A 21,412-nucleotide genomic window follows, 5' to 3' on the forward strand; every position below is an offset into this window, starting at 1 on the left:
ATGATCGCTGCGGATTCGAGGACGCCTTCGCGAGCAGGCTCGCTCCCACAGTTGATCTTCAGTGAACACATCTTTTGTGTCCGACATAGAACTACTGTGGGAGCGAGCCTGCTCGCGAAAGTGATTTCAGCCAGATCGCAAAACTCAGTTCCTGTGCAACTTGCTCATCAACTCCGCCTCAGCCTGGGTCAGGCCGCAGGACTGGGTCAGTTCGTCGACGCTGGCGCCCATCCCGACCAGTCGTGCCGCCTGGGCAAACGACAGGCTGGAAGGATCACGCTGTTCCAGCTGGGCGAGTTTGTCCGGCAATGGCGCGACGATTGCGCGCAGTTCATGCAGGTCTTCACCCATGCGCACATTGCCGCTCTGGTAGTCCTCGACGCGTTTGCCCAGGTCCTTGATGCGCTGATCGCGCAGCGCATCACCCTGGGCCAGTTGCACGGCGATCTGTTTTTGACTGCGAATGTACGCCAGGAACATTGCCAGCGTGCCTGCCCAGAACAGGAACAGGACAATGACCGCAACCTCGAGAATCAATCAGATACTCTCCAGTTCCGACCATTCTTCTTCGCTCATCATCTTGTCGAGCTCGACCAGGATGAGCAATTCGTTGTTCTTGTTGCACACGCCCTGGATGAACTTGGCGGACTCTTCGTTACCCACGTTCGGCGCGGTTTCGATTTCCGACTGACGCAGGTAAACCACTTCGGCCACGCTGTCGACCATGATCCCGACCACTTGCTTGTCGGCTTCGATGATGACGATACGGGTGTTATCGCTGATTTCGGCATTCATCAGGCCGAAGCGCTGACGGGTGTCGATCACGGTGACGACGTTGCCGCGCAGGTTGATGATGCCCAGCACGTAGCTCGGTGCGCCCGGGACCGGGGCGATTTCGGTGTAGCGCAGGACTTCCTGAACGCGCATCACGTTGATGCCGTAGGTCTCGTTGTCCAGCTTGAAGGTGACCCATTGCAGGATCGGATCTTCGGAACCTTTTGCCGCCGTCGCCTTATCATTCATACCCTGACCCCTCAAGAAACCGCCCTGGCGGTGTGTGTTCCGTGCAACGCCATCGAGTGGCGCCGCCTGTTGTTTATTTAATGTTTGTCGGTTTGTGGTTCGGCTTGTTGCCGGACATGTGCCTGGCCCCGCCACTGGCGATCAACTCGGCCAGGGAGGCAACGTCGAGCAAGGCGCACATGTGTTCGATCACCGTGCCGGCGAGCCATGGCCGCTGACCTCGATGACTTCTCCATTTGATTTCATTCGGGTCCAGTCGCAACGAGCGGCTGACCTGATGCACGGCCAGGCCCCATTCGTAGCCCTGGACCGAAATCACGTATTGCAGGCCCTGCTTGAAGTCGTCGCGGTAACGGTCGGGCATGACCCAACGCGCGGTATCGAGCACCTTGAGGTTGCCGGCCTGGCTCGGCAGGATGCCAAGGAACCATTCCGGCTGGCCGAACAACGGCGTCAGCTCGTGACCGGCCAGGGAGTAAATCGACCCCAGGCACACCAGCGGCACCGCCAGGGTCAAGCCGGCGACATCGAACAGCAGGCACTCGAACGGTTCGGCGGCCCAGGACGGACGACCATCGGTGTCCACCGGTGGCGGCGTATTGCTCGGCGGCAAATGAACTTCAACGACGGGCGGCACCAGCGCCTGAGGCGCCTCGACAACCGGAGCCTCCAGCACTTCAGGCGCTTCAATGACTGGAACCGCCAGTGTTTGCAACAGCGGCGCAAGGGTCGATACCGATGCCAGTACGGCTTCCGGCGCTTCGACCACGGCTAGGGGCGTCTTCGCCACAGGCGCGGGCGCCGGAGCGGCAACCACTGCGGTTTTCTGTGCATCACGGGCCTGCTCTTCGAGCACGGCTGCCTGGAACTCGTCCAGCATGCCTTGCTCTTCAACCACTCTCACCGTTTCGACAACGTCGGCAAGCACCTCGATCTGGGGCGCCAACTCCTCGGTTGCGTCCTGCAGCAAGTTATCCAGATACGACTGCAGCGCCAGTTGCGGGCGCGAGGTGGTCTTCATCGGCCGGTTCATGACAGCCGCCCTGCGGGGATTGGATTCATCTCAAGCCACCTGCGCAACGAGTTGCGCCGCCAGCAGATGCTTGAGCAAGGCACGGTAAGCCAGAACGCCACGGCTCTTGCCGTCGAACTGCGAAGGCGTCAGCCCGGCACGACTGGCATCGCGCAGGCGCGTGTCCACCGGGATATAGCCTTGCCAGATTTCGTCGGGGAATTTGTCGCGCAGTACGCGCAAGGTTCCGAGGGACGCCTGGGTGCGCCGGTCAAACAGCGTCGGCACGATGGTAAACGGCAACGCCTGTTTGCGAGAGCGGTTGATCATCGCCAGGGTGTTGACCATGCGCTCGAGGCCTTTGACCGCCAGGTGCTCGGTCTGCACCGGGATCACCAATTGCTGGCTCGCCGCCAAGGCGTTGACCATCAGCACGCCGAGCAATGGCGGGCTGTCGATCACGGCGTAATCGAAGTCCTGCCACAGTTGCGCCAGGCTCTTGGCAATCACCAGGCCCAACCCGCTCTGCCCCGGCGACTGGCGCTCCAGGGTGGCCAGTGCGGTGCTGGAAGGCAAAAGCGAGATGCGTTCGTCACTGGTCGACAGCAGCAGTTGACCCGGCAGGCCTTGCGGCACATTGCCCTTGTGCAGGAACAGGTCGTAGTTGCTGTGCTCCAGGGTGTCGGGGTCGTAGCCGAAGTAGCTGGTCATGGAGCCATGGGGATCGAGATCGACCACGACCACGCGCTTGCCCGCCTCCGCCAGTAAACCGGCTAAAGCGATGGAAGAAGTGGTTTTACCGACACCACCCTTTTGATTGGCGACTGCCCAGACTCTCATTCGGATTGTTCCTCCCGGCCGAATGGATCGACCGAGAAATAGCTCAACGTGTTAATGCCGGTGACGGAGAATTGACGGCGCTCTCCCGTACCGGCGACTTGACCGGGGTCGGTGCAGTTTGTGTGCCAGCACGCTTCAATGCGGCATCCGGTTGCGCATGAGCGGTTCCGGTGCCAGTCAGGCTGCGGCGAACATCGAGGTTGCGCGACACCACCAGCACCACCCGACGGTTGCGTGCGCGGCCTTCGGCGGTGGCGTTATTGGCCACCGGCTGAAACTCGCCGTAGCCCACCGAAGCCAGGCGACCGGGGTTCACTCCCTGCATCGCCAGCATGCGCACGATGCTCGCCGAGCGGGCCGAGGACAGCTCCCAGTTGGTCGGATACTGCGCAGTGCGGATCGGTTGATCGTCGGTGAAACCTTCGACATGAATCGGGTTGTCGAACGGCTTGAGGATCGCGGCAACCTTGTCGATGATGTTGAACGCGATGTCGCTGGGCATGGCATCACCGCTGCCGAACAACAGGCTGGAGTTGAGCTCGATCTCGACCCACAGCTCATTGCCGCGCACGGTCATCTGGTTGGAGCTGATCAGGTCACCAAAGGCCGCGCTGATGTCGTCGGCGATGCTTTTGAGTGGATCGCTGGCGCCGGCAACACCGGCATCGACCTGGTCGCTGTCCTTGACCAGCGGCTTGGCCGGGGTCACGGTCTTCGGCCGCTCGTCACCGATGGGGATCGGCTTGAGCGAACGGTCGGAGTCGGTAAAGACCCCGATCAATGCTTCGGAAATGACCTTGTACTTGCCTTCGTTGATCGAAGAGATGGAGTACATCACCACGAAAAAGGCGAACAGCAAGGTGATGAAGTCGGCATAGGAAACCAGCCAACGTTCATGGTTTACATGCTCTTCATGCTGGCGACGACGTGCCATGAGCTTATTCCCTTAATCCATGAAGCCCTGAAGCTTCAACTCAATGGAGCGAGGGTTTTCACCTTCGGCGATCGACAGGAGTCCTTCCAACAACATTTCGCGATAACGCGACTGGCGCAACGCGATGGATTTGAGTTTGGCGGCAATCGGCAGCAGCACCAGGTTGGCACTGGCCACGCCGTAGATAGTCGCGACGAAGGCCACGGCGATGCCGTTACCCAGTTGCGACGGATCACCCAGGTTGCCCATGACGTGAATCAGGCCCATCACCGCACCGATGATGCCGATGGTCGGCGCGTAACCGCCCATGCTTTCGAAGACCTTGGCCGCTTCGACGTCGCGGCTTTCCTGGGTGTAGAAGTCCACTTCCAGAATGCTGCGGATCGCTTCCGGCTCGGCGCCGTCGACCAGCAGTTGCAGGCCTTTGCGCGCGTAGTTGTCGGGCTCGGCGTCGGCGATGCCTTCCAGGCCGAGCAGGCCTTCCTTGCGGGCGGTCAGGCTCCAGTTCACCACGCGGTCGATACCACCGGCCAGGTCAACGCGAGGCGGGAACAGGATCCAGGCGAGGATCTGCATGGCGCGCTTGAAGGCGCTCATCGGCGATTGCAGCAGCGCGGCGCCGATGGTGCCGCCGAGCACGATCAGCGCTGCCGGGCCGTTGGCCAGGGCGCCGAGATGACCGCCTTCCAGGTAGTTGCCGCCGATGATGGCGACAAAGGCCATGATGATGCCGATCAGGCTTAGGACATCCATCAGATACAGGCCTCGACCAGGTGCTTGCCAATGTCGTCGAGGCTGTACACCGCGTCGGCCAGCTCAGCCTTGACGATGGCCATCGGCATGCCGTAGATCACGCAGCTGGCTTCGTCCTGTGCCCAGATCGAACTGCCGCCCTGCTTGAGCAGGCGCGCGCCCTCACGGCCGTCGGCGCCCATGCCGGTCAGGACCACCGCCAGAACTTTGTCGCCGTAGGACTTGGCTGCCGAACCGAAGGTGATGTCCACGCACGGTTTGTAATTCAGACGTTCGTCGCCCGGGAGGATTTTCACCGCACCGCGGCCGTCGATCATCATCTGCTTGCCACCCGGCGCCAGCAGCGCCAGGCCCGGACGCAGGATATCGCCATCCTCGGCTTCCTTGACGCTGATGCGGCAGAGCTTGTCCAGGCGTTCGGCGAAGGCCTTGGTGAAGGCGGCCGGCATGTGTTGAACCAGCACGATCGGGGCCGGGAAGTTGGCTGGCAATTGGGTCAGGACCCGTTGCAGCGCTACCGGGCCGCCGGTCGACGTACCGATGGCCACCAGTTTGTAGGCTTTGCGTTTCGGCGCGGGCGACGACGCAGTGGCCGCGTGCGTACGCGCAGCAATGGGTGTCGGTGCCGGACGCACGGGTGCGCTGCTGCCATAACCGCCGACGCTGGAAGGCGCAGGCGTCGGGGCTGACGCAGCGACAGGCGCCGGAGCGCTGTAGGTGCTGACTCGACGATTGCTGCGCGAAATGCTGAGAATCTTCTCGCACAACAGTTGCTTGACCTTCTCGGGATTGCGCGAGATGTCTTCGAAATTCTTCGGCAGGAAGTCCACCGCACCGGCATCCAGCGCATCGAGGGTAACCCGGGCGCCTTCATGGGTCAGCGAGGAGAACATCAGGACCGGGGTCGGGCAGCGTTGCATGATGTGCCGCACGGCGGTGATGCCGTCCATCATCGGCATCTCGTAGTCCATGGTGATCACGTCGGGCTTGAGGGCCAGCGCCTGATCAATCGCCTCTTTGCCGTTGGTCGCCGTGCCGACGACCTGGATATTGGAATCCGCTGAAAGAATTTCCGAGACGCGGCGGCGGAAAAACCCCGAATCGTCCACCACCAGGACTTTGACTGCCATAAACACTCCGTTAGATGGAGCGGGGCCAGGCGCCCCGCTCCACCAGAATCAAATACGCCGTGTGGCGTAACGCTTGAGCATGCTCGGAACATCGAGAATCAGCGCGATGCGGCCGTCACCGGTGATGGTGGCGCCGGACATGCCCGCCGTTCCCTGGAGCATTTTGCCCAATGGCTTGATGACCACTTCTTCCTGGCCCACCAGTTGATCGACGACAAAACCGATCCGCTGTGTGCCCACCGAAAGGATCACCACATGTCCCTCGCGCTGCTCTTCATGAGCGGCGGAGCTGACCAGCCAGCGTTTGAGGTAGAACAATGGCAGTGCCTTGTCCCGCACGATCACCACTTCCTGGCCGTCCACGACGTTGGTGGTCGACAGGTCGAGGTGGAAGATTTCGTTGACGTTCACCAGCGGGAACGCAAACGCCTGGTTGCCGAGCATGACCATCAGCGTCGGCATGATCGCCAGGGTCAGCGGCACCTTGATGACGATCTTCGAACCCTGGCCCTTGGCCGAGTAGATGTTGATCGAACCGTTGAGCTGGGAGATCTTGGTTTTCACCACGTCCATGCCCACGCCACGACCCGAGACGTCGGAGATCTCGGTCTTGGTCGAGAACCCCGGGGCGAAGATCAGGTTGTAGCATTCGGTGTCGCTCAGGCGATCGGCCGCATCCTTGTCCATCACACCGCGCTTGACCGCGATGGAACGCAGGACGTTCGGGTCCATGCCTTTGCCGTCATCGGAGATCGACAGCAGGATGTGATCGCCCTCCTGCTCTGCCGCCAGGATGACCTTGCCGCCACGGGCCTTGCCCGAGGCTTCGCGTTCTTCCGGGGACTCGATGCCGTGGTCGACCGCGTTGCGCACCAAGTGGACCAGCGGGTCGGCCAGGGCCTCGACGAGGTTCTTGTCGAGGTCGGTTTCTTCGCCGACCAGTTCCAGGTTGATCTCTTTCTTGAGCTGGCGAGCCAGGTCGCGAACCAGGCGCGGGAAGCGCCCGAAGACTTTCTTGATCGGTTGCATCCGGGTCTTCATGACCGCGGTTTGCAGGTCGGCCGTGACCACGTCGAGGTTCGACACGGCCTTGGACATGGCTTCGTCGCCGCTGTTGAGGCCCAGGCGGACCAGGCGGTTACGCACCAGCACCAGCTCGCCGACCATGTTCATGATCTCGTCGAGACGCGCGGTATCGACGCGTACGGTGGTCTCGGCTTCGCTCGCCGGCTTTTCCGCCGGTGGCGCGGCCGGCGCACGGGCGGCAGCCGGTGCAGCAGCGGCGACCGGGGCCGGCGCTTCGGCTTTCGGCTCGGGTGCCTTGGCCACAGGTTTCGGCGCAGCAGCCTTGGCCACCGGTGCAGCAACAGAAGCGTTCGAACCGTTGGCCACGGTTGCGGTGCCGACTTCGCTGAACTTGCCTTTGCCGTGCAATTCGTCGAGCAGCGATTCGAATTCGTGATCGGTGATCAGGTCGCTACCGGCCGCCGCCGCGCTTGGCGCTGCGGGTGCTGGCACCGAAGCGATGGCCGACTCCAGTGCCTCGACGGCAAAGTTACCCTTGCCGTGCAACTGATCGAGCAAGGCCTCGAATTCATCGTCGGTAATGTCGGAGCTGTCGCCGGCCGCTTTCGGCGCTTCTGGCGCGGCGGGCGCAGGGACCACCGCATCGACGGCGAACTGGCCCTTGCCGTGCAGTTGATCGAGCAGCGACTCGAACTCGGCATCGGTGATTTCATCGCTGGCAGCAGCATCGCTGACCGGCGCAGAAACAGCTGCCGGCGCCTCGGCCTGAGCTTTGACGGCATTGAGCGAGTCCAGCAGTTGTTCGAATTCATTGTCGGTGATATCGCCCGACTCGGCTTCTGCCTCAGGCGCTTCGACCGCAGCGACAACGGGTGCAGACACCACCTCGTCAGCCGATTGCGGCTCGGCCAGACGGGCCAGCGCCGCAAGCAGTTCAGGTGTCGCCGCCGTGATCGGGCTGCGCTCGCGGACTTCGCTGAACATGCTGTTCACCGCGTCCAGCGCTTCGAGAACCACGTCCATCAGTTCCGAATCGACGCGACGCTCACCCTTGCGCAGGATGTCGAACACGTTCTCGGCGATGTGGCAGCACTCCACCAGCTCGTTGAGCTGGAGGAAGCCGGCGCCCCCTTTTACAGTGTGAAAACCGCGAAAAATTGCATTGAGCAAGTCCGCATCATCCGGACGGCTTTCCAGCTCGACCAGTTGTTCGGACAGTTGCTCTAGAATTTCGCCGGCCTCAACCAGGAAATCCTGAAGGATCTCTTCATCGGCGCCGAAGCTCATTAAGGGTGTGCTCCTACAGGTCTAAAAACCCAAAAACCTAAAGTTCTAAAATTCTAAAAACCCAGGCTGGATAACAAATCGTCCACATCGTCCTGACCGGACACAACGTCTTCTCTTTTATCGGCATGAATCTGCGGACCTTCACCCTGAGAGAGATGTTTTTGTGGATCTTTTTCAGCAAGCATCGCTTCACGGTCATGTTCGATGCCCGCAAAGCGATCCACCTGACTGGCCATGAGCACGAGCTTGAGCAGGTTGCTTTCAACTTCGGTGACCAGTTGGGTCACACGCTTGATCACTTGCCCGGTGAGGTCCTGGTAATCCTGGGCGAGCAGGATGTCGTTCAGGTTGCCCGACACCGCGCGATTGTCCGTGCCGCTGCGCGCCAGGAACCCGTCGACCCGCCGGGCCAGTTCACGAAACTCTTGCGCACCGACTTCGCGACGCATGAAGCGCCCCCAGTCCGCGCTCAAGGCCTGGGCTTCATCCGCCAGGCCATTGACCAGCGGCGTGGCACTTTCCACCAGATCCATGGTGCGGTTGGCCGCGGCTTCGGTCAGCTTGACCACATACCCCAGGCGCTCGGTGGCATCGGTGATCTGCGACACTTCTTCGGCTTGCGGCATGTGCGGGTCAATCTGGAAATTGACGATCGCGCTATGCAGCTCGCGAGTGAGCTTGCCCACTTCCTGATACAGGCCGCGGTCACGGGTCTGGTTGAGCTCATGGATCAATTGCACGGCGTCGCCGAACTTGCCCTTTTCAAGGCTTGCGACCAATTCGACGGCGTGTTTTTTCAGGGTCGATTCGAAATCGCCCAATGAAGTTTCGTTATTGCCCATAGCTCCCCCGTGGCGCACTCATCAACCGATGCGTTCGAAAATCTTCTCGATTTTTTCTTTCAACGCCTGGGCCGTGAAGGGTTTGACCACATAGCCGTTAACGCCAGCCTGGGCCGCTTCGATGATCTGCTCGCGCTTGGCTTCAGCGGTCACCATCAACACCGGCAGGTGCTTGAGCTTTTCATCGGCACGCACGTGGCGCAGCAGGTCGATACCGGTCATGCCAGGCATGTTCCAGTCCGTTACCAGAAAGTCGATGCTTCCGCTGTTGAGCACCGGAATGGCGGTAGTGCCATCGTCGGCCTCGACGGTGTTGGTGAACCCAAGGTCACGCAGCAGGTTCTTGATGATCCGCCGCATCGTTGAGAAGTCATCAACGATGAGGATTTTCATGTTCTTGTCCAATTCGACCTCCAAGCAGTCTTAAACGCGCCCAGCACCTGGACGCGCCATTTCAATCAATCCGGCAAAGCACTCAATGACTGTCTGGAGCACAACAGATCGCGACCGGTGCAGTTCAGCACCACACCAGCCTCGTTCGCAGTGTCCCCACACTGCCTTCAGCGCGCTCGCCACTCCCCCAAACGCCCCCGCAAACGGGCCGCGCACTGGCTGTGTAACTGGCTGACCCGCGATTCGCTGACCCCCAGGACCTCACCGATTTCCTTGAGGTTCAACTCTTCGTCGTAGTACAGCGCCAACACCAGTCGCTCACGCTCCGGCAAATTGGCAATCGCATCCGCCAGCGCAGCCTGGAAGCGTTCATCTTCCAGATCGCGTGACGGCTCGAGATGAGCACTCGCGCCATCCTCGTGCAGCCCTTCGTGTTCGCCATCCTGCAACAGATCGTCGAAACTGAATAAGCGGCTGCCCAGGGTGTCGTTCAAAATTCCGTAGTAATCGTCGAGACTCAATTGGAGTTCGGCCGCAACCTCGTGATCTTTAGCGTCACGGCCGGTTTTCGCTTCAATCGAGCGGATGGCGTCGCTGACCATGCGCGTATTGCGGTGAACCGAACGTGGCGCCCAATCCCCCTTGCGCACTTCATCGAGCATGGCGCCGCGGATTCGAATGCCCGCGTACGTCTCGAAACTGGCGCCTTTGCTGGCGTCATATTTGGTCGACACTTCAAGCAGGCCGATCATCCCGGCCTGGATCAGGTCTTCGACCTGGACACTGGCCGGCAAGCGCGCCAGCAAGTGGTAGGCAATGCGTTTAACCAGCGGCGCGTAACGCTCGATCAGCTCGTACTGCGCATCACGGGCCGATTTTTTATAGAGGTTGTAACCGCTTGCTGTCATAGCACGGGTCCTGCTGTCTGTTGCACGAGGCGCTCGACGAAAAACTCCAGGTGCCCGCGCGGGTTGGCCGGCAGCGGCCAGGTATCGACTTTCTGCGCGATGGCCTTGAACGCCAGCGAGCACTTGGAACGCGGGAAAGCCTCGTAGACGGCGCGCTGTTTCTGCACGGCCTTGCGCACGCTTTCGTCGTAGGGCACGGCGCCGACGTATTGCAGGGCGACGTCGAGGAAACGATCCGTGACCTTGGTCAACTTGGCGAACAGGTTGCGCCCTTCCTGCGGGCTCTGGGCCATGTTGGCCAGGACCCGGAAGCGGTTCATGCCGTAGTCGCGATTGAGCAACTTGATCAACGCGTAGGCATCGGTGATCGAGGTCGGCTCGTCACACACCACCAGCAGCACTTCCTGGGCGGCGCGAACGAAACTGACTACCGAGTCACCAATGCCCGCAGCGGTGTCGATCACCAATACGTCGAGGTTGTCGCCGATATCACTGAAGGCCTGGATCAGGCCCGCGTGTTGCGCAGGGCTCAGATGCACCATGCTCTGAGTGCCCGATGCGGCCGGAACGATACGGATGCCGCCAGGCCCCTGCAGCAGTACGTCGCGCAGTTCGCAGCGGCCCTCGATCACGTCGGCCAGGGTACGTTTGGGTGTCAGGCCCAGCAGAACGTCGACGTTCGCCAGTCCCAGGTCGGCGTCCAGCAGCATGACGCGCCGGCCAAGCTCAGCCAAAGCCAGGGACAAGTTCACTGACACGTTAGTTTTCCCGACGCCACCTTTGCCGCCGGTCACCGCGATCACCTGTACGGGATGCATGCTGCCCATGTTATTTCTTTACCTTGTCTTGCATAGACGGAGGCCACATTACTGGCTGCGCGTTCGCTAACGGAACAATGCATGGCAGACCATCGATGTAGGTACAAAAACTATTCATTAATTACCTCAGCCAACCTGCTTGGTCGGGCTGTGGTAGATGTCAGCGAACATGTCAGCCATGGCTTCTTCGCTGGGTTCTTCCTGCATTTGCACGCTGACGGCGCGACTGACCAACTGATGACGGCGCGGCAGATGCAAATCATCCGGGATCCGCGGGCCATCGGTCAGGTAGGCCACGGGTAACTCATGACTGATGGCCAGGCTCAACACCTCGCCCAGACTCGCCGTTTCATCCAGTTTAGTCAGGATGCAGCCAGCGAGCCCGCAACGCTTGTAACTGTGATAAGCGGCCGTTAGAACCTGTTTCTGGCTGGTGGTTGCCAATACCAGATAATTTTTCGAGCGGATGCCACGACCGGCCAGGCTTTCGAGCTGCATGCGCAGGGCCGGGTCGCTGGCCTGCAGGCCCGCGGTATCGATCAGCACCACGCGCTTGCGCAGCAATGGATCCAGCGCCTGCACCAGGGACTGGCCCGGATCGACGTGGGTCACCGAGACATTGAGTATGCGCCCCAGGGTCTTGAGCTGCTCCTGGGCACCGATGCGGAAGCTGTCCATGCTCACCAGCGCAATGTTCTGCGCGCCGTACTTGAGCACATAACGGGCGGCCAGCTTGGCCAGGGTGGTGGTCTTGCCCATGCCGGCAGGGCCGACCATGGCGATCACTCCGCCCTCTTCCAGCGGCTCGACTTCCGGGGTAGCGATCATGCGTGCCAGGTGCGCCAGCAACATGCGCCAGGCCTGACGGGGTTCCTCGATGTCGGTGATCATTGCCAGCAGGTCGCGCGACAGCGGACCCGACAGGCCGATGCGTTGCAGGCGACGCCAGAGGTTGGCCTGGTCCGGACGGCTGCCTTGCAGCTGATTCCAGGCCAGCGAGCCAAGCTGTACTTCCATGAGTTCGCGCAGGCTGTTGAGCTCCGAACGCATCGAGTCGAACGCGCGCGGGTCTACACCTGCGGACGCTGGCGCAGCGGCGGCTGCAGGGCGACGGGGTTCGGCGTAAGTCGGCTCGATCAGCGGCTCGGCGGCGGTCAACGGCAAGCCGGCGAACAACTGACGGTTGGTAGCATTGTCGCTCTCGCCATCGCCACGCAGGCTCAATTCGGCCTGGGCGGTAACGATCCGCGACTGAGTCTTGCGCAACTCGTCTTCGAGCTCCATGTTCGGCACCCGCGGCGCCAGTGCCGACAACTTGTAATCCAGCGCGGCCGTCAGCTCGACACCCCCGGCGATCCGGCGGTTGCCAATGATAGCGGCATCAGCGCCCAGCTCATCGCGAACCAGCTTCATGGCCTGACGCATATCGGCGGCGAAAAAACGCTTAACTTGCATAAACCACTACCTCAGCCGTTGGGCCCTACTGTCGCAACGATGGTCACTTGCTTGTTGTCAGGGATTTCCTGGTAAGCCAACACATGCAAACCCGGGACTGCGAGCCGGCCAAATCGCGAGAGCATCGCGCGAACCGGACCGGCCACCAGCAGAATCACCGGCTGACCTTGCATCTCCTGACGCTGTGCCGCGTCGATCAACGAACGTTGCAGCTTCTCAGCCATGCTTGGCTCCAGCAGAACGCCCTCTTCCGAGCCTTGTCCTGCCTTTTGCAGACTATTGAGCAATATCTGTTCCAACCTTGGCTCCAGCGTGATAACTGGCAGCTGCGACTCAGTGCCTACAATGCTTTGCACGATTGCGCGGGATACGCCAACCCGCACGGCAGCCACCAGCGCGGCGGTATCTTGACTCTTGGCGGCATTGTTGGCGATCGCCTCGGCAATGCTGCGGATATCACGCACAGGCACTTGTTCGGCCAATAGCGCTTGCAGCACCTTGAGCAGCTGCGACAGCGAAACCACGCCCGGCACCAGCTCCTCGGCCAGTTTCGGCGAGCTTTTGGCCAGCAATTGCATGAGTTGCTGCACTTCCTCGTGACCGATCAGTTCACTGGAATGCTTGTAGAGTATCTGGTTCAGGTGGGTGGCCACTACTGTACTGGCATCGACCACCGTATATCCGAGCGATTGCGCCTGGGCGCGTTGGCTGATTTCGATCCAGACCGCCTCCAGGCCGAAAGCCGGATCTTTGGCGGTAATGCCATTGAGCGTGCCATAGACCTGCCCCGGGTTGATCGCCAGCTCGCGATCCGGGTAGATCTCCGCCTCGGCCAGGATCACCCCCATGAGGGTCAGGCGATAGGCGCTCGGCGCCAGGTCGAGGTTGTCGCGGATATGCACGGTCGGCATCAGGAAGCCGAGGTCCTGGGACAACTTCTTGCGCACCCCCTTGATCCGCGCCAGCAACTGCCCGCCCTGGTTGCGGTCCACCAGCGGAATCAGGCGATAACCCACTTCCAGGCCGATCATGTCGATAGGGGTCACGTCGTCCCAGCCAAGCTCCTTGGTTTCCTGGGCGCGGGCCGGCGACGGCAGCAACTCCTGCTGGCGCTTGACCTCCTGCAGGGCCTGGACCTTGGCGACATTCTGCTTCTTCCAGAACAGGTAAGCGCCGCCGGCCGCCAGGGCCGCCATGCTCAGGAACGAGAAGTGCGGCATGCCGGGCACCAGGCCCATGACCGCCATCAGGCCCGCCGCCACCGCCAGCGCCTTGGGCGAGGCGAACATCTGGCGATTGATCTGCTTGCCCATGTCTTCCGAACCGGAAGCACGGGTCACCATGATCGCTGCCGCTGTCGATAACAACAGTGATGGCAATTGCGCCACCAAACCGTCACCGATGGTCAACAGCGCATACACCTTGCCGGCGTCGGCGAAGTTCATGTTGTGCTGGAAGATACCGACGGCCATGCCGCCGATCAGGTTGATGAACAGGATCAACAGGCCGGCGATGGCGTCACCACGGACGAATTTGCTGGCACCGTCCATGGAACCGTAGAACTCGGCTTCCTGGGCCACTTCCGAGCGGCGGGCCTTGGCCTGGGCCTGATCGATCAGGCCGGCGTTGAGGTCGGCGTCGATTGCCATCTGCTTGCCGGGCATCGCATCGAGGGTGAAGCGCGCGCTCACCTCGGAAATCCGCCCCGCACCCTTGGTCACCACGACGAAGTTGATGATCATCAAGATCGCGAAAACCACGATACCGACCACGTAGTTACCGCCGATCACCACCTCGCCGAACGCCTGGATCACCTTGCCCGCAGCGGCATGGCCGTCCTGGCCGTGGAGCATCACCACCCGCGTGGACGCCACGTTCAACGCCAGGCGCAACAGCGTCGCCACCAGCAGGATGGTCGGGAACACCGCGAAATCCAGCGGACGCAAGGCGTAGACGCACACCAGCAGCACGACGATGGACAGCGCAATGTTGAAGGTGAAGAACACGTCCAGCAGGAACGGCGGCACCGGCAGCATCATCATCGCCAGCATGACCAGCAGCAACAGCGGCACGCCCAGATTGCCCCGACTGAGGTCGGCAACGTTTGTGCGTGCTGCGTTGATTAGCTGAGAGCGATCCACCGGTATTCCCCGTTCCTTTAAAGCAAACTTTTGACGCCTGAAGCAGGCTCGGGGCGGCTACTGCAAGAAGCTTTCCAACTTTTGCGCAGCAGCACGAAAGCAGGGGCAATGCCTGAAACCATCGACCATTGGCAAAAGGGCAAAGCCCCCCCTTACCTCACAAACACCTGTGCAAACCGAAAAGTTATCGTCGGCATCGCGAAAAACCGAAATTGAGCCCGCTCGCGTCAAAGAAAAAAGAAATATGACCTACAAAAAACCAATCGAAACAATATAAAAACCTGTCAAATATGACAGTAGAGCAATTTTAAACTCCACCTCACAATTTACACACACAACAAAACACCTTAATCAACGAAAAGGCTAAAGGCATGAACACATCCAATCTAAAACAGATGCTAACAATTTACACACTAGAAAACCCAAGCTGGATACTTAACGCAGGCATGAGCAAGGGTATCTTTCATGACAAACAAGCCTTAGGTGTCATATTACAACCTGGTACATCCATTCGCTTGAGGCACCTCAACCCGGCCTTTGAACAAAATCTACAGATAGAGCTTCTGAGCTTCGATCAAAAAAATGAGCAAAACAGCCCTATTACAAACGTTCAATCAGAGCTAAGTATTACCCATGAATGCGTTCCCTTTATCAGCACACCCTACACCTCCATACCGTCAAGCATTGATATCGAAATAGAATACAACTCCCCCCCCCTCTAACACTTCCTGTTTTTAAATCCAACACTGACATCACTGACTTTTTCAAACAGTGGAATGAACAACAATCCTTCGCACTCATAACAACACAATATACGGACATTTTATTTCCGGTGACCGACCTGCCGCGACTGGAGCGATTTCACCAGACGTATGGACTTCAAAACATGGAAACACAATACCAGGAAGTGTTTGATTTCTATAACACCCTCGCCGGACTGTCCTTTTCACCTCGTTCCCCTACCGACAAGAACCCTCCTAATCGATACTTCATGAAGCCCGACTCTTCCGGAGGGGGTTTTGCTTACTATGCACATCGCTACACCGCCGCCTCATCTGCTACATCCGCCCTTTGGATAGGAGTAGACGCGAGCGATTTTATGGTGTTGCATGAAATAGGGCACGGCTATCAGGGTCAGTTCATCAACCACGGCCCGCTGCGCAACCTCATTGATGTCTGGAATGATATATATTCACACTATTTTCAAGAGCTACACTTTGGCGAAGAAATATTAAAGCGCGGCTTCATGTACAATCGCGAACCGGAAAAATTTTTCAACGACTTTGAAAAACTGCTTGAAGACAATCAACCCGCCAGCTCATGGAGAATTGACCATCACAGGTTATTTTATCTAGTCTCAATCTTTGACAAGGCAGAAAAGTCAGCCTTCATTGACTTCAACAAAACTTATAGAAAGCTCAGTAGCGAAAGTGGATTCCAAGCAGCAAACCACCCACTCCCTGATCTGATTGCTGATAGTTGTGCAAGAGTAGCAAACATCGATATCTCCCCATTCCTGACACTCGGACAAACACCTTTATCCGAAAAACAAGAAACAATTAGTCGCTACCTTAATGGCAAACCAGTCTATCCACTCTACAAACTTGTGCAAAAAGAACAACTGAACGACATACTCAAAACCCTTCAACTCAGCAGCCGCCTGGCCTTAGTCGACGCCCACACACTAAAGCCATTTGCGCTAACTGGGACCCTGGAGTTAAAACTAGAAGAAAAACTGTTCAAAGAAATTGCCAATCAGGAAATGATTCTCAAAGATGGGACCAACCTATCCATCATTGTACCTATCACAACCCCTACCATCACTCTCGAAGAACTGCCTATTGGCATATACACACTGCAACCCCCTTCCTCTATCGACTGCAAATTAAACATCACCACCCGACACCTAAAAATCACAGCAGACACCACAAACCAAGTAGACATTTCTTACTACCACAGAAGCGGAACAGCACTTGCCACTCAACGCATTGAACTAAATGGGTATTATGGAAACTTCGCCTCAGTTGAAGTAAATCAAGAACAGCATTATATGCTTATTGATATAAACTCAAAAGAACCACACATTCTTTACGCAGATAAAATCTTCACATCCATCAGCATAAAGGATAGAACCCAGAAACTCATATTTCAAAAGAAGTTAAGGGGCGACAACACCACCCCCTCAATCGATAAAATACCCTTCGACCCAGCCTATACGCTGGAGATATTTCACGAAGAGCCTGACAGAAACAACATATCCCCATACAGCCCTTCAGTAATCGACCCTACCAACAAGCTACACATCTTTGAGTTAACCAGGCAAGGTCTGAAAAATAGTAACCTCGATACTCCTGTAGAAAGTAATCTGGAGATAGAAATAGAAAAAATGGCGAATTCTCTCAGAAACGAGCCAACTATTTTTCTTCACAAACATCATCCAGGAAGGGATAATATCTCCCTCGCCATAGATACATTCCCCCCCGCCAAAAAAGCACAACTGGAAGAAAAATACCAAGACCTGTACTTATCACATCAAAATAAAAACCCGCGAATCGTTACGGGCAGCACCTTTACCTGGCACCAATACGGCCTAAACTCTAACGCCGTTATTGAAATCGAGTTCAACTTGGCACTCGAAACCATTACAGTAAACGTCAGCAGCATTGTCCCACACAATTACTTCAAAACCATTTACATGAGCATCTGGATCCACAACGAAAGTGGCAATACAATATTATGCCAAGAGCTTCGGGGCGACACCCTCACAGAACCATTTTTAAGAACTCTACCCTTTAAAGAGGGTAGTCAAATTTCCGTCCTACACCTAGAGCCCACTCGCGCCCCAATAATCAATCTGGAAACCGCAGAGCGATATCAAGTAATGCAAAGGCATTGCGTACGTGCACTGGGACAAAATCGATTACAGATTTAATAGTCCTCTCAGGAATCGCGGCGCAAATCCGGCGGAATCGGCAAGTCATCCTTGAGCGGATCCGGCCGTTTGCCCTTCCCCGCGCGGTACTGGCGAATCTGATAGACGTAAGCCAGTACCTGCGCAACCGCCAGATAGAGCCCGCCGGGGATTTCCTGCTCAAGCTCGGTGGAGTAGTAGATCGAGCGCGCCAACGCCGGGGATTCCAGCAACAGGATCTCGTTGGCCGCCGCGATTTCACGGATCTTCAGGGCCAGGAAGTCGGTGCCCTTGGCCAGCAATACCGGCGCATTACCCTTTTCCGGGTCGTACTTGAGCGCCACGGCGTAGTGCGTCGGGTTGGTGATGACCACGTCGGCCTCGGGAATGGCGGCCATCATCCGTCGCTGGGACATCTCGCGCTGCAGCTGGCGAATTCGCTGCTTGACCTCCGGTCGCCCCTCCTGATCCTTGTGCTCGTCACGCACTTCCTGTTTGGTCATCAGCAGTTTCTTGTGGCTTTCCCAGAGCTGCACGGGCACGTCCACCGCAGCGATGAGGATCAAGCCGCAGGCCATCCACAAGGTGCTCCAGCCCACCACTTGCAGGCTGTGAATGATGGCCATCTCCAGAGGCTCATGGGCGATGCGCAGCAGGTCATCGATGTCCGACGACAACACCGCCAGCGCCACGAACAGAATGATGATGAACTTGGCCAGGGCCTTGAGCAGCTCGACCAGCGACTTGGTCGAGAACATGCGCTTGAGCCCGGGGCCCGGGTTCAAGCGGCTGAACTTGGGCGCCATGGAGCTTGCCGCGAACAGCCACCCCCCCAGGGAAATCGGACCGATGATGGCGGCCAGCACCAGCGTGATCATCACCGGCTGGATCGACCAAAGGGCAATTTGCCCCGAGCGCATCAGGTAGGTGGCCATGTAGCGCTGGTCCAGGATCACTTCCCGAGGCAGCGAGAAGTTGATGCGCATCAGCTCCATCATGTCCTGCGCCATGGCGCCACCAAAAATCAGCAACGCCGAGGCGCCGACCAGCATGATCGCCAGGGTGTTGAGCTCCTTGGACCGCGCGACCTCACCCTTTTCACGGGAGTCCTGCTTGCGCTTCTCCGTGGGGTCTTCTGTCTTGTCCTGACCGCTTTCGCTCTCCGCCATGACTCAGCTCGCCCGTGCCATTTCGCGTAATAGCTGCAAGGCCTCGGAAGCCAGCGGCTGGTACTGGTTGAGAATGTCCGCCAGCCCGACCCAGACGATGAACAGCCCAAGCACCAGGATCAGCGGGAAGCCGACAGAAAAAATGTTCAGTTGCGGCGCCGCCCGGGTCATGACGCCAAACGCGATGTTGACCACCAGCAGCGCGGTAATCGCCGGCAGCACCAGCAACAACGCCGAGCCGAGCACCCAGCCGAGCTTGCCGGCCAGCTCCCAGTAGTGGTTGACCATCAGGCCGCCACCCACCGGCAGCGTGGTGAAGCTCTCGGTGAGGATCTCGAACACCACCAGATGACCGTTCATGGACAGGAACAGCAGCGTCACCAGCATGGTGAAAAACTGCCCGATCACCGCCGTCGATACGCCGTTGGCCGGATCGATCATCGAGGCGAAGCCCATGCCCATTTGAATGGCGACGATCTGCCCGGCCACCACGAAGGCCTGGAAGAACAGCTGCAAGGAAAAGCCCATCACCGCACCGATGAGGATCTGTTCGGCGATCAGCAGCAACCCGCTCAGGTCCAGGGGATTGACCGGGGGCATCGGTGGCAGGCCCGGCGCGATGACCACGGTAATGGCCAACGCGAAGTACAGGCGGATGCGCCGAGGCAGCAAGGTCGTGCCGAACACCGGCATGACCATCAGCAAGGAGCCGACACGAAACAGCGGCAACATGAACGTCGCCACCCAGGTGCTGATCTGCGTATCGGTCAGCGCAAGCAGTGACATGGTTTAGCCGATGACCTGAGGAATGCTGCCGTACAGCTGCAGGATGTAATCCATGAAGGTCTGCACCAGCCACGGACCGCCGACGATCAGCGTCACCAGCATCACCAGCAGGCGCGGCAAAAAGCTCAGGGTCTGTTCGTTGATCTGGGTGGCGGCCTGGAACATCGCCACCAGCAGCCCCACCAGCAGGCTCGGAATCACCAGCACGGCGACCATCATGGTGGTCAGCCACAGGGCTTCGCGGAAAATGTCTACGGCGACTTCAGGGGTCATGGCGATACACCGCCGAAGCTGCTCGCCAGGGTGCCGATGATCAGCGCCCAGCCATCGACCAGCACGAACAGCATGATTTTGAACGGCAGGGAAATGATCAGCGGCGACAGCATCATCATACCCATGGCCATGAGCACACTGGCCACGACCAGGTCGATGATCAGGAACGGAATGAAGATCATGAAACCGATCTGGAACGCGGTTTTCAGCTCCGAGGTCACGAACGCCGGCACCAGGATGGTCAGCGGCGCCTGATCCGGCGTCGCGATGTCAGTGCGCTTGGACAGGCGCATGAACAGCTCCAGATCGCTGGTGCGGGTCTGGGCCAGCATGAAGTCCTTGATCGGCACCTGCGCCTTGGCGACCGCATCCTGGGCCGTGAGCTTTTCCGCCAGGTACGGCTGCAAAGCGTCCTGGTTCACCCGGTCGAACACCGGCGCCATGATGAACAGGGTCAGGAACAGCGCCATGCCGGTGAGGATCTGGTTCGACGGTGTCTGCTGCAGGCCCAGGGCCTGGCGCAGGATCGAGAAGACAATGATGATCCGGGTGAAGCTGGTCATCAGCATGACAAACGCCGGGATAAAACTCAGCGCGGTCATGATCAGCAGGATTTGCAGGCTGACCGAGTATTCCTGCGCCCCCTGCGCATTGGTGCCCAGGGTGATGGCCGGGATCGACAGCGGGTCGGCGGCAAATGCCAGCGGTGCGGCCAGCATCAGGGCCAGTGTCAGGACGATGCGTAGCGCACCCATTACTTCTTATCCTTCTGATCTTTACCCAGCATTTCCAACAGGCGCTGGGCGAATTCCGGCGTCGGCTTCTCGGTGCTCGGCACTTGCACCGGCTCCTTGAGAACATGCAGCGCAGTGATGTTGCCGGGGCTCAGGCCGAGCAGAATCTGCTCGTTGCCGACCTGCACCAGCATCAACCGGTCACGAGGCCCCAGAGCGCGGGAGCCGACAATGTCGATCACTTGCCCCTTGCCGGCCGGACCGGCCTGCTGGACCCGCCGCAGCAACCAGGCGAGGAGGAAGATCAGCCCCAGCACCAGCAGCAAGCCGAACACCAGTTGCGTCAGTTGACCACCCACACCACTGCTCACCGCGGGCGCAGCAGCCGTGGTCGCCGCTGCGACCGGTTCGGCCGCCAGCACGCTGAACGGCATGGCCAGCGCAGCCCCCAGCAAAGTCCCCAGAAGCTTTTTCACTCAGCGCAGCTTCTTGATGCGTTCGCTTGGGCTGATCACGTCGGTCAGGCGGATGCCGAACTTCTCGTTGACCACCACCACTTCGCCGTGGGCGATGAGCGTGCCGTTGACCAGCACGTCCAGCGGCTCGCCGGCCAGGCGATCAAGCTCGATCACCGAACCCTGGTTCAGTTGCAGCAGGTTGCGGATGTTGATGTCGGTGCTGCCCACTTCCATGGAGATCGACACCGGGATATCGAGGATCACGTCCAGGTTCGGGCCTTCAAGGCTCACCGGATCGTTGTTTTTCGGCACGCTGCCGAACTCTTCCATTGGCAGGCGGTTGGACGCGGAGTTGCCGGAATCGGCGGCCAGCAAGGCGTCGATGTCAGCCTGCCCGGCATCGCCGGTTTCTTCCAGGGCCGCAGCCCACTCATCGGCCAGAGCCTGATCGTCTTGGGTGTTCATATTGTCAGTGTCCTCGGCGAGCAAAAGTTCAGGATTCGGTTATTCGCGAATGGG

General features: G+C 59.0%; 22 protein-coding genes. 2 read left to right on the forward strand and 20 right to left on the reverse strand.

Annotated features, from left to right (window positions below; all coding sequences use genetic code 11):
• Positions 1-144 precede the first annotated feature (144 nt).
• The 14 genes from ACLD1X_RS19255 to flhA all read right to left on the reverse strand — a co-directional run bounded on the left by ACLD1X_RS19255 (position 145) and on the right by flhA (position 14,562).
• Positions 145-537 carry a DUF2802 domain-containing protein gene (locus ACLD1X_RS19255; protein WP_429370337.1) on the reverse strand — a complete coding sequence of 131 codons (393 nt, stop codon included), beginning with the start codon at positions 535-537 and terminating at the stop codon, positions 145-147.
• Positions 538-1,023: a chemotaxis protein CheW gene (locus ACLD1X_RS19260; protein ID WP_007980742.1), complete on the reverse strand. Its 486-nt coding sequence runs from the start codon at positions 1,021-1,023 to the stop codon at positions 538-540.
• A gap of 73 nt (positions 1,024-1,096) precedes the next feature.
• The gene (locus ACLD1X_RS19265) at positions 1,097-2,056 is read right to left on the reverse strand and encodes a chemotaxis protein CheW (RefSeq protein WP_429370339.1); all 960 of its coding nucleotides are present in this window, start codon (positions 2,054-2,056) and stop codon (positions 1,097-1,099) included.
• Positions 2,057-2,086: 30 nt separating this feature from the next.
• Entirely contained in the window at positions 2,087-2,875 is a 789-nt protein-coding gene (locus ACLD1X_RS19270; RefSeq protein WP_085723329.1) for a ParA family protein, read from the reverse strand.
• Positions 2,876-2,918: 43 nt separating this feature from the next.
• Entirely contained in the window at positions 2,919-3,809 is an 891-nt protein-coding gene (gene motD, locus ACLD1X_RS19275; RefSeq protein ID WP_085716991.1) for a flagellar motor protein MotD, read from the reverse strand.
• A 12-nt stretch (positions 3,810-3,821) separates the two neighbouring features.
• Positions 3,822-4,562: a flagellar motor protein gene (locus tag ACLD1X_RS19280; RefSeq protein ID WP_085716992.1), complete on the reverse strand. Its 741-nt coding sequence runs from the start codon at positions 4,560-4,562 to the stop codon at positions 3,822-3,824.
• Positions 4,562-5,692 carry a protein-glutamate methylesterase/protein-glutamine glutaminase gene (locus ACLD1X_RS19285; RefSeq protein ID WP_429370343.1) on the reverse strand — a complete coding sequence of 377 codons (1,131 nt, stop codon included), beginning with the start codon at positions 5,690-5,692 and terminating at the stop codon, positions 4,562-4,564. The genes ACLD1X_RS19280 and ACLD1X_RS19285 overlap by 1 nt, the downstream gene beginning before the upstream one ends.
• Positions 5,693-5,740: 48 nt before the next feature.
• A complete protein-coding gene (locus ACLD1X_RS19290) occupies positions 5,741-8,005 on the reverse strand; it encodes a chemotaxis protein CheA (RefSeq protein WP_429370345.1) in 2,265 nt (754 codons plus the stop codon).
• A 53-nt stretch (positions 8,006-8,058) separates the two neighbouring features.
• On the reverse strand, positions 8,059-8,847 hold the full coding sequence (locus ACLD1X_RS19295) for a protein phosphatase CheZ (protein ID WP_429370347.1): 789 nt from the start codon (positions 8,845-8,847) through the stop codon (positions 8,059-8,061).
• Between the two features lie 21 nt (positions 8,848-8,868).
• Positions 8,869-9,240, reverse strand: coding sequence for a chemotaxis response regulator CheY (locus tag ACLD1X_RS19300; protein WP_003183998.1), 372 nt, complete (start codon positions 9,238-9,240; stop codon positions 8,869-8,871).
• A gap of 167 nt (positions 9,241-9,407) precedes the next feature.
• Complete coding sequence (gene fliA, locus ACLD1X_RS19305) at positions 9,408-10,148, reverse strand: RNA polymerase sigma factor FliA (protein WP_007894214.1); 741 nt, start codon at positions 10,146-10,148, stop codon at positions 9,408-9,410.
• A complete protein-coding gene (fleN, locus tag ACLD1X_RS19310) occupies positions 10,145-10,975 on the reverse strand; it encodes a flagellar synthesis regulator FleN (RefSeq protein ID WP_008001746.1) in 831 nt (276 codons plus the stop codon). Before fleN ends, fliA begins: the two co-directional genes overlap by 4 nt.
• Positions 10,976-11,092: 117 nt before the next feature.
• On the reverse strand, positions 11,093-12,421 hold the full coding sequence (gene flhF, locus ACLD1X_RS19315; protein WP_429370351.1) for a flagellar biosynthesis protein FlhF: 1,329 nt from the start codon (positions 12,419-12,421) through the stop codon (positions 11,093-11,095).
• 11 nt (positions 12,422-12,432) lie between these two features.
• Complete coding sequence (gene flhA, locus ACLD1X_RS19320) at positions 12,433-14,562, reverse strand: flagellar biosynthesis protein FlhA (protein WP_429370353.1); 2,130 nt, start codon at positions 14,560-14,562, stop codon at positions 12,433-12,435.
• Between the two features lie 371 nt (positions 14,563-14,933).
• Here flhA and ACLD1X_RS19325 point away from each other — a divergent pair, with 371 nt between their 5' ends.
• Both ACLD1X_RS19325 and ACLD1X_RS19330 read left to right on the forward strand, forming a co-directional pair.
• A complete protein-coding gene (locus tag ACLD1X_RS19325) occupies positions 14,934-15,284 on the forward strand; it encodes a hypothetical protein (protein WP_429370355.1) in 351 nt (116 codons plus the stop codon).
• Positions 15,285-15,448: 164 nt separating this feature from the next.
• Positions 15,449-17,494, forward strand: coding sequence for a putative mucin/carbohydrate-binding domain-containing protein (locus tag ACLD1X_RS19330; RefSeq protein ID WP_429370357.1), 2,046 nt, complete (start codon positions 15,449-15,451; stop codon positions 17,492-17,494).
• Positions 17,495-17,502: 8 nt separating this feature from the next.
• Here ACLD1X_RS19330 and flhB read toward each other — a convergent pair whose 3' ends face one another.
• From flhB to fliN, 6 genes are read right to left on the reverse strand one after another with little or no spacing between them, the layout of a single operon-like run.
• Complete coding sequence (flhB, locus tag ACLD1X_RS19335) at positions 17,503-18,642, reverse strand: flagellar biosynthesis protein FlhB (RefSeq protein WP_429370359.1); 1,140 nt, start codon at positions 18,640-18,642, stop codon at positions 17,503-17,505.
• A gap of 3 nt (positions 18,643-18,645) precedes the next feature.
• Positions 18,646-19,428: a flagellar biosynthetic protein FliR gene (gene fliR, locus ACLD1X_RS19340; RefSeq protein ID WP_057398374.1), complete on the reverse strand. Its 783-nt coding sequence runs from the start codon at positions 19,426-19,428 to the stop codon at positions 18,646-18,648.
• A gap of 3 nt (positions 19,429-19,431) precedes the next feature.
• Complete coding sequence (fliQ, locus tag ACLD1X_RS19345; protein WP_057398373.1) at positions 19,432-19,701, reverse strand: flagellar biosynthesis protein FliQ; 270 nt, start codon at positions 19,699-19,701, stop codon at positions 19,432-19,434.
• The gene (fliP, locus tag ACLD1X_RS19350; RefSeq protein WP_090324267.1) at positions 19,698-20,456 is read right to left on the reverse strand and encodes a flagellar type III secretion system pore protein FliP; all 759 of its coding nucleotides are present in this window, start codon (positions 20,454-20,456) and stop codon (positions 19,698-19,700) included. Before fliP ends, fliQ begins: the two co-directional genes overlap by 4 nt.
• A complete protein-coding gene (fliO, locus tag ACLD1X_RS19355) occupies positions 20,456-20,911 on the reverse strand; it encodes a flagellar biosynthetic protein FliO (protein ID WP_429370362.1) in 456 nt (151 codons plus the stop codon). Before fliO ends, fliP begins: the two co-directional genes overlap by 1 nt.
• Entirely contained in the window at positions 20,912-21,358 is a 447-nt protein-coding gene (gene fliN, locus ACLD1X_RS19360) for a flagellar motor switch protein FliN (protein ID WP_015096241.1), read from the reverse strand.
• Positions 21,359-21,412 lie beyond the last annotated feature (54 nt).

It is taken from the genome of Pseudomonas sp. 18173 (assembly GCF_050432945.1).
Classification (GTDB): Bacteria; Pseudomonadota; Gammaproteobacteria; order Pseudomonadales; family Pseudomonadaceae; genus Aquipseudomonas.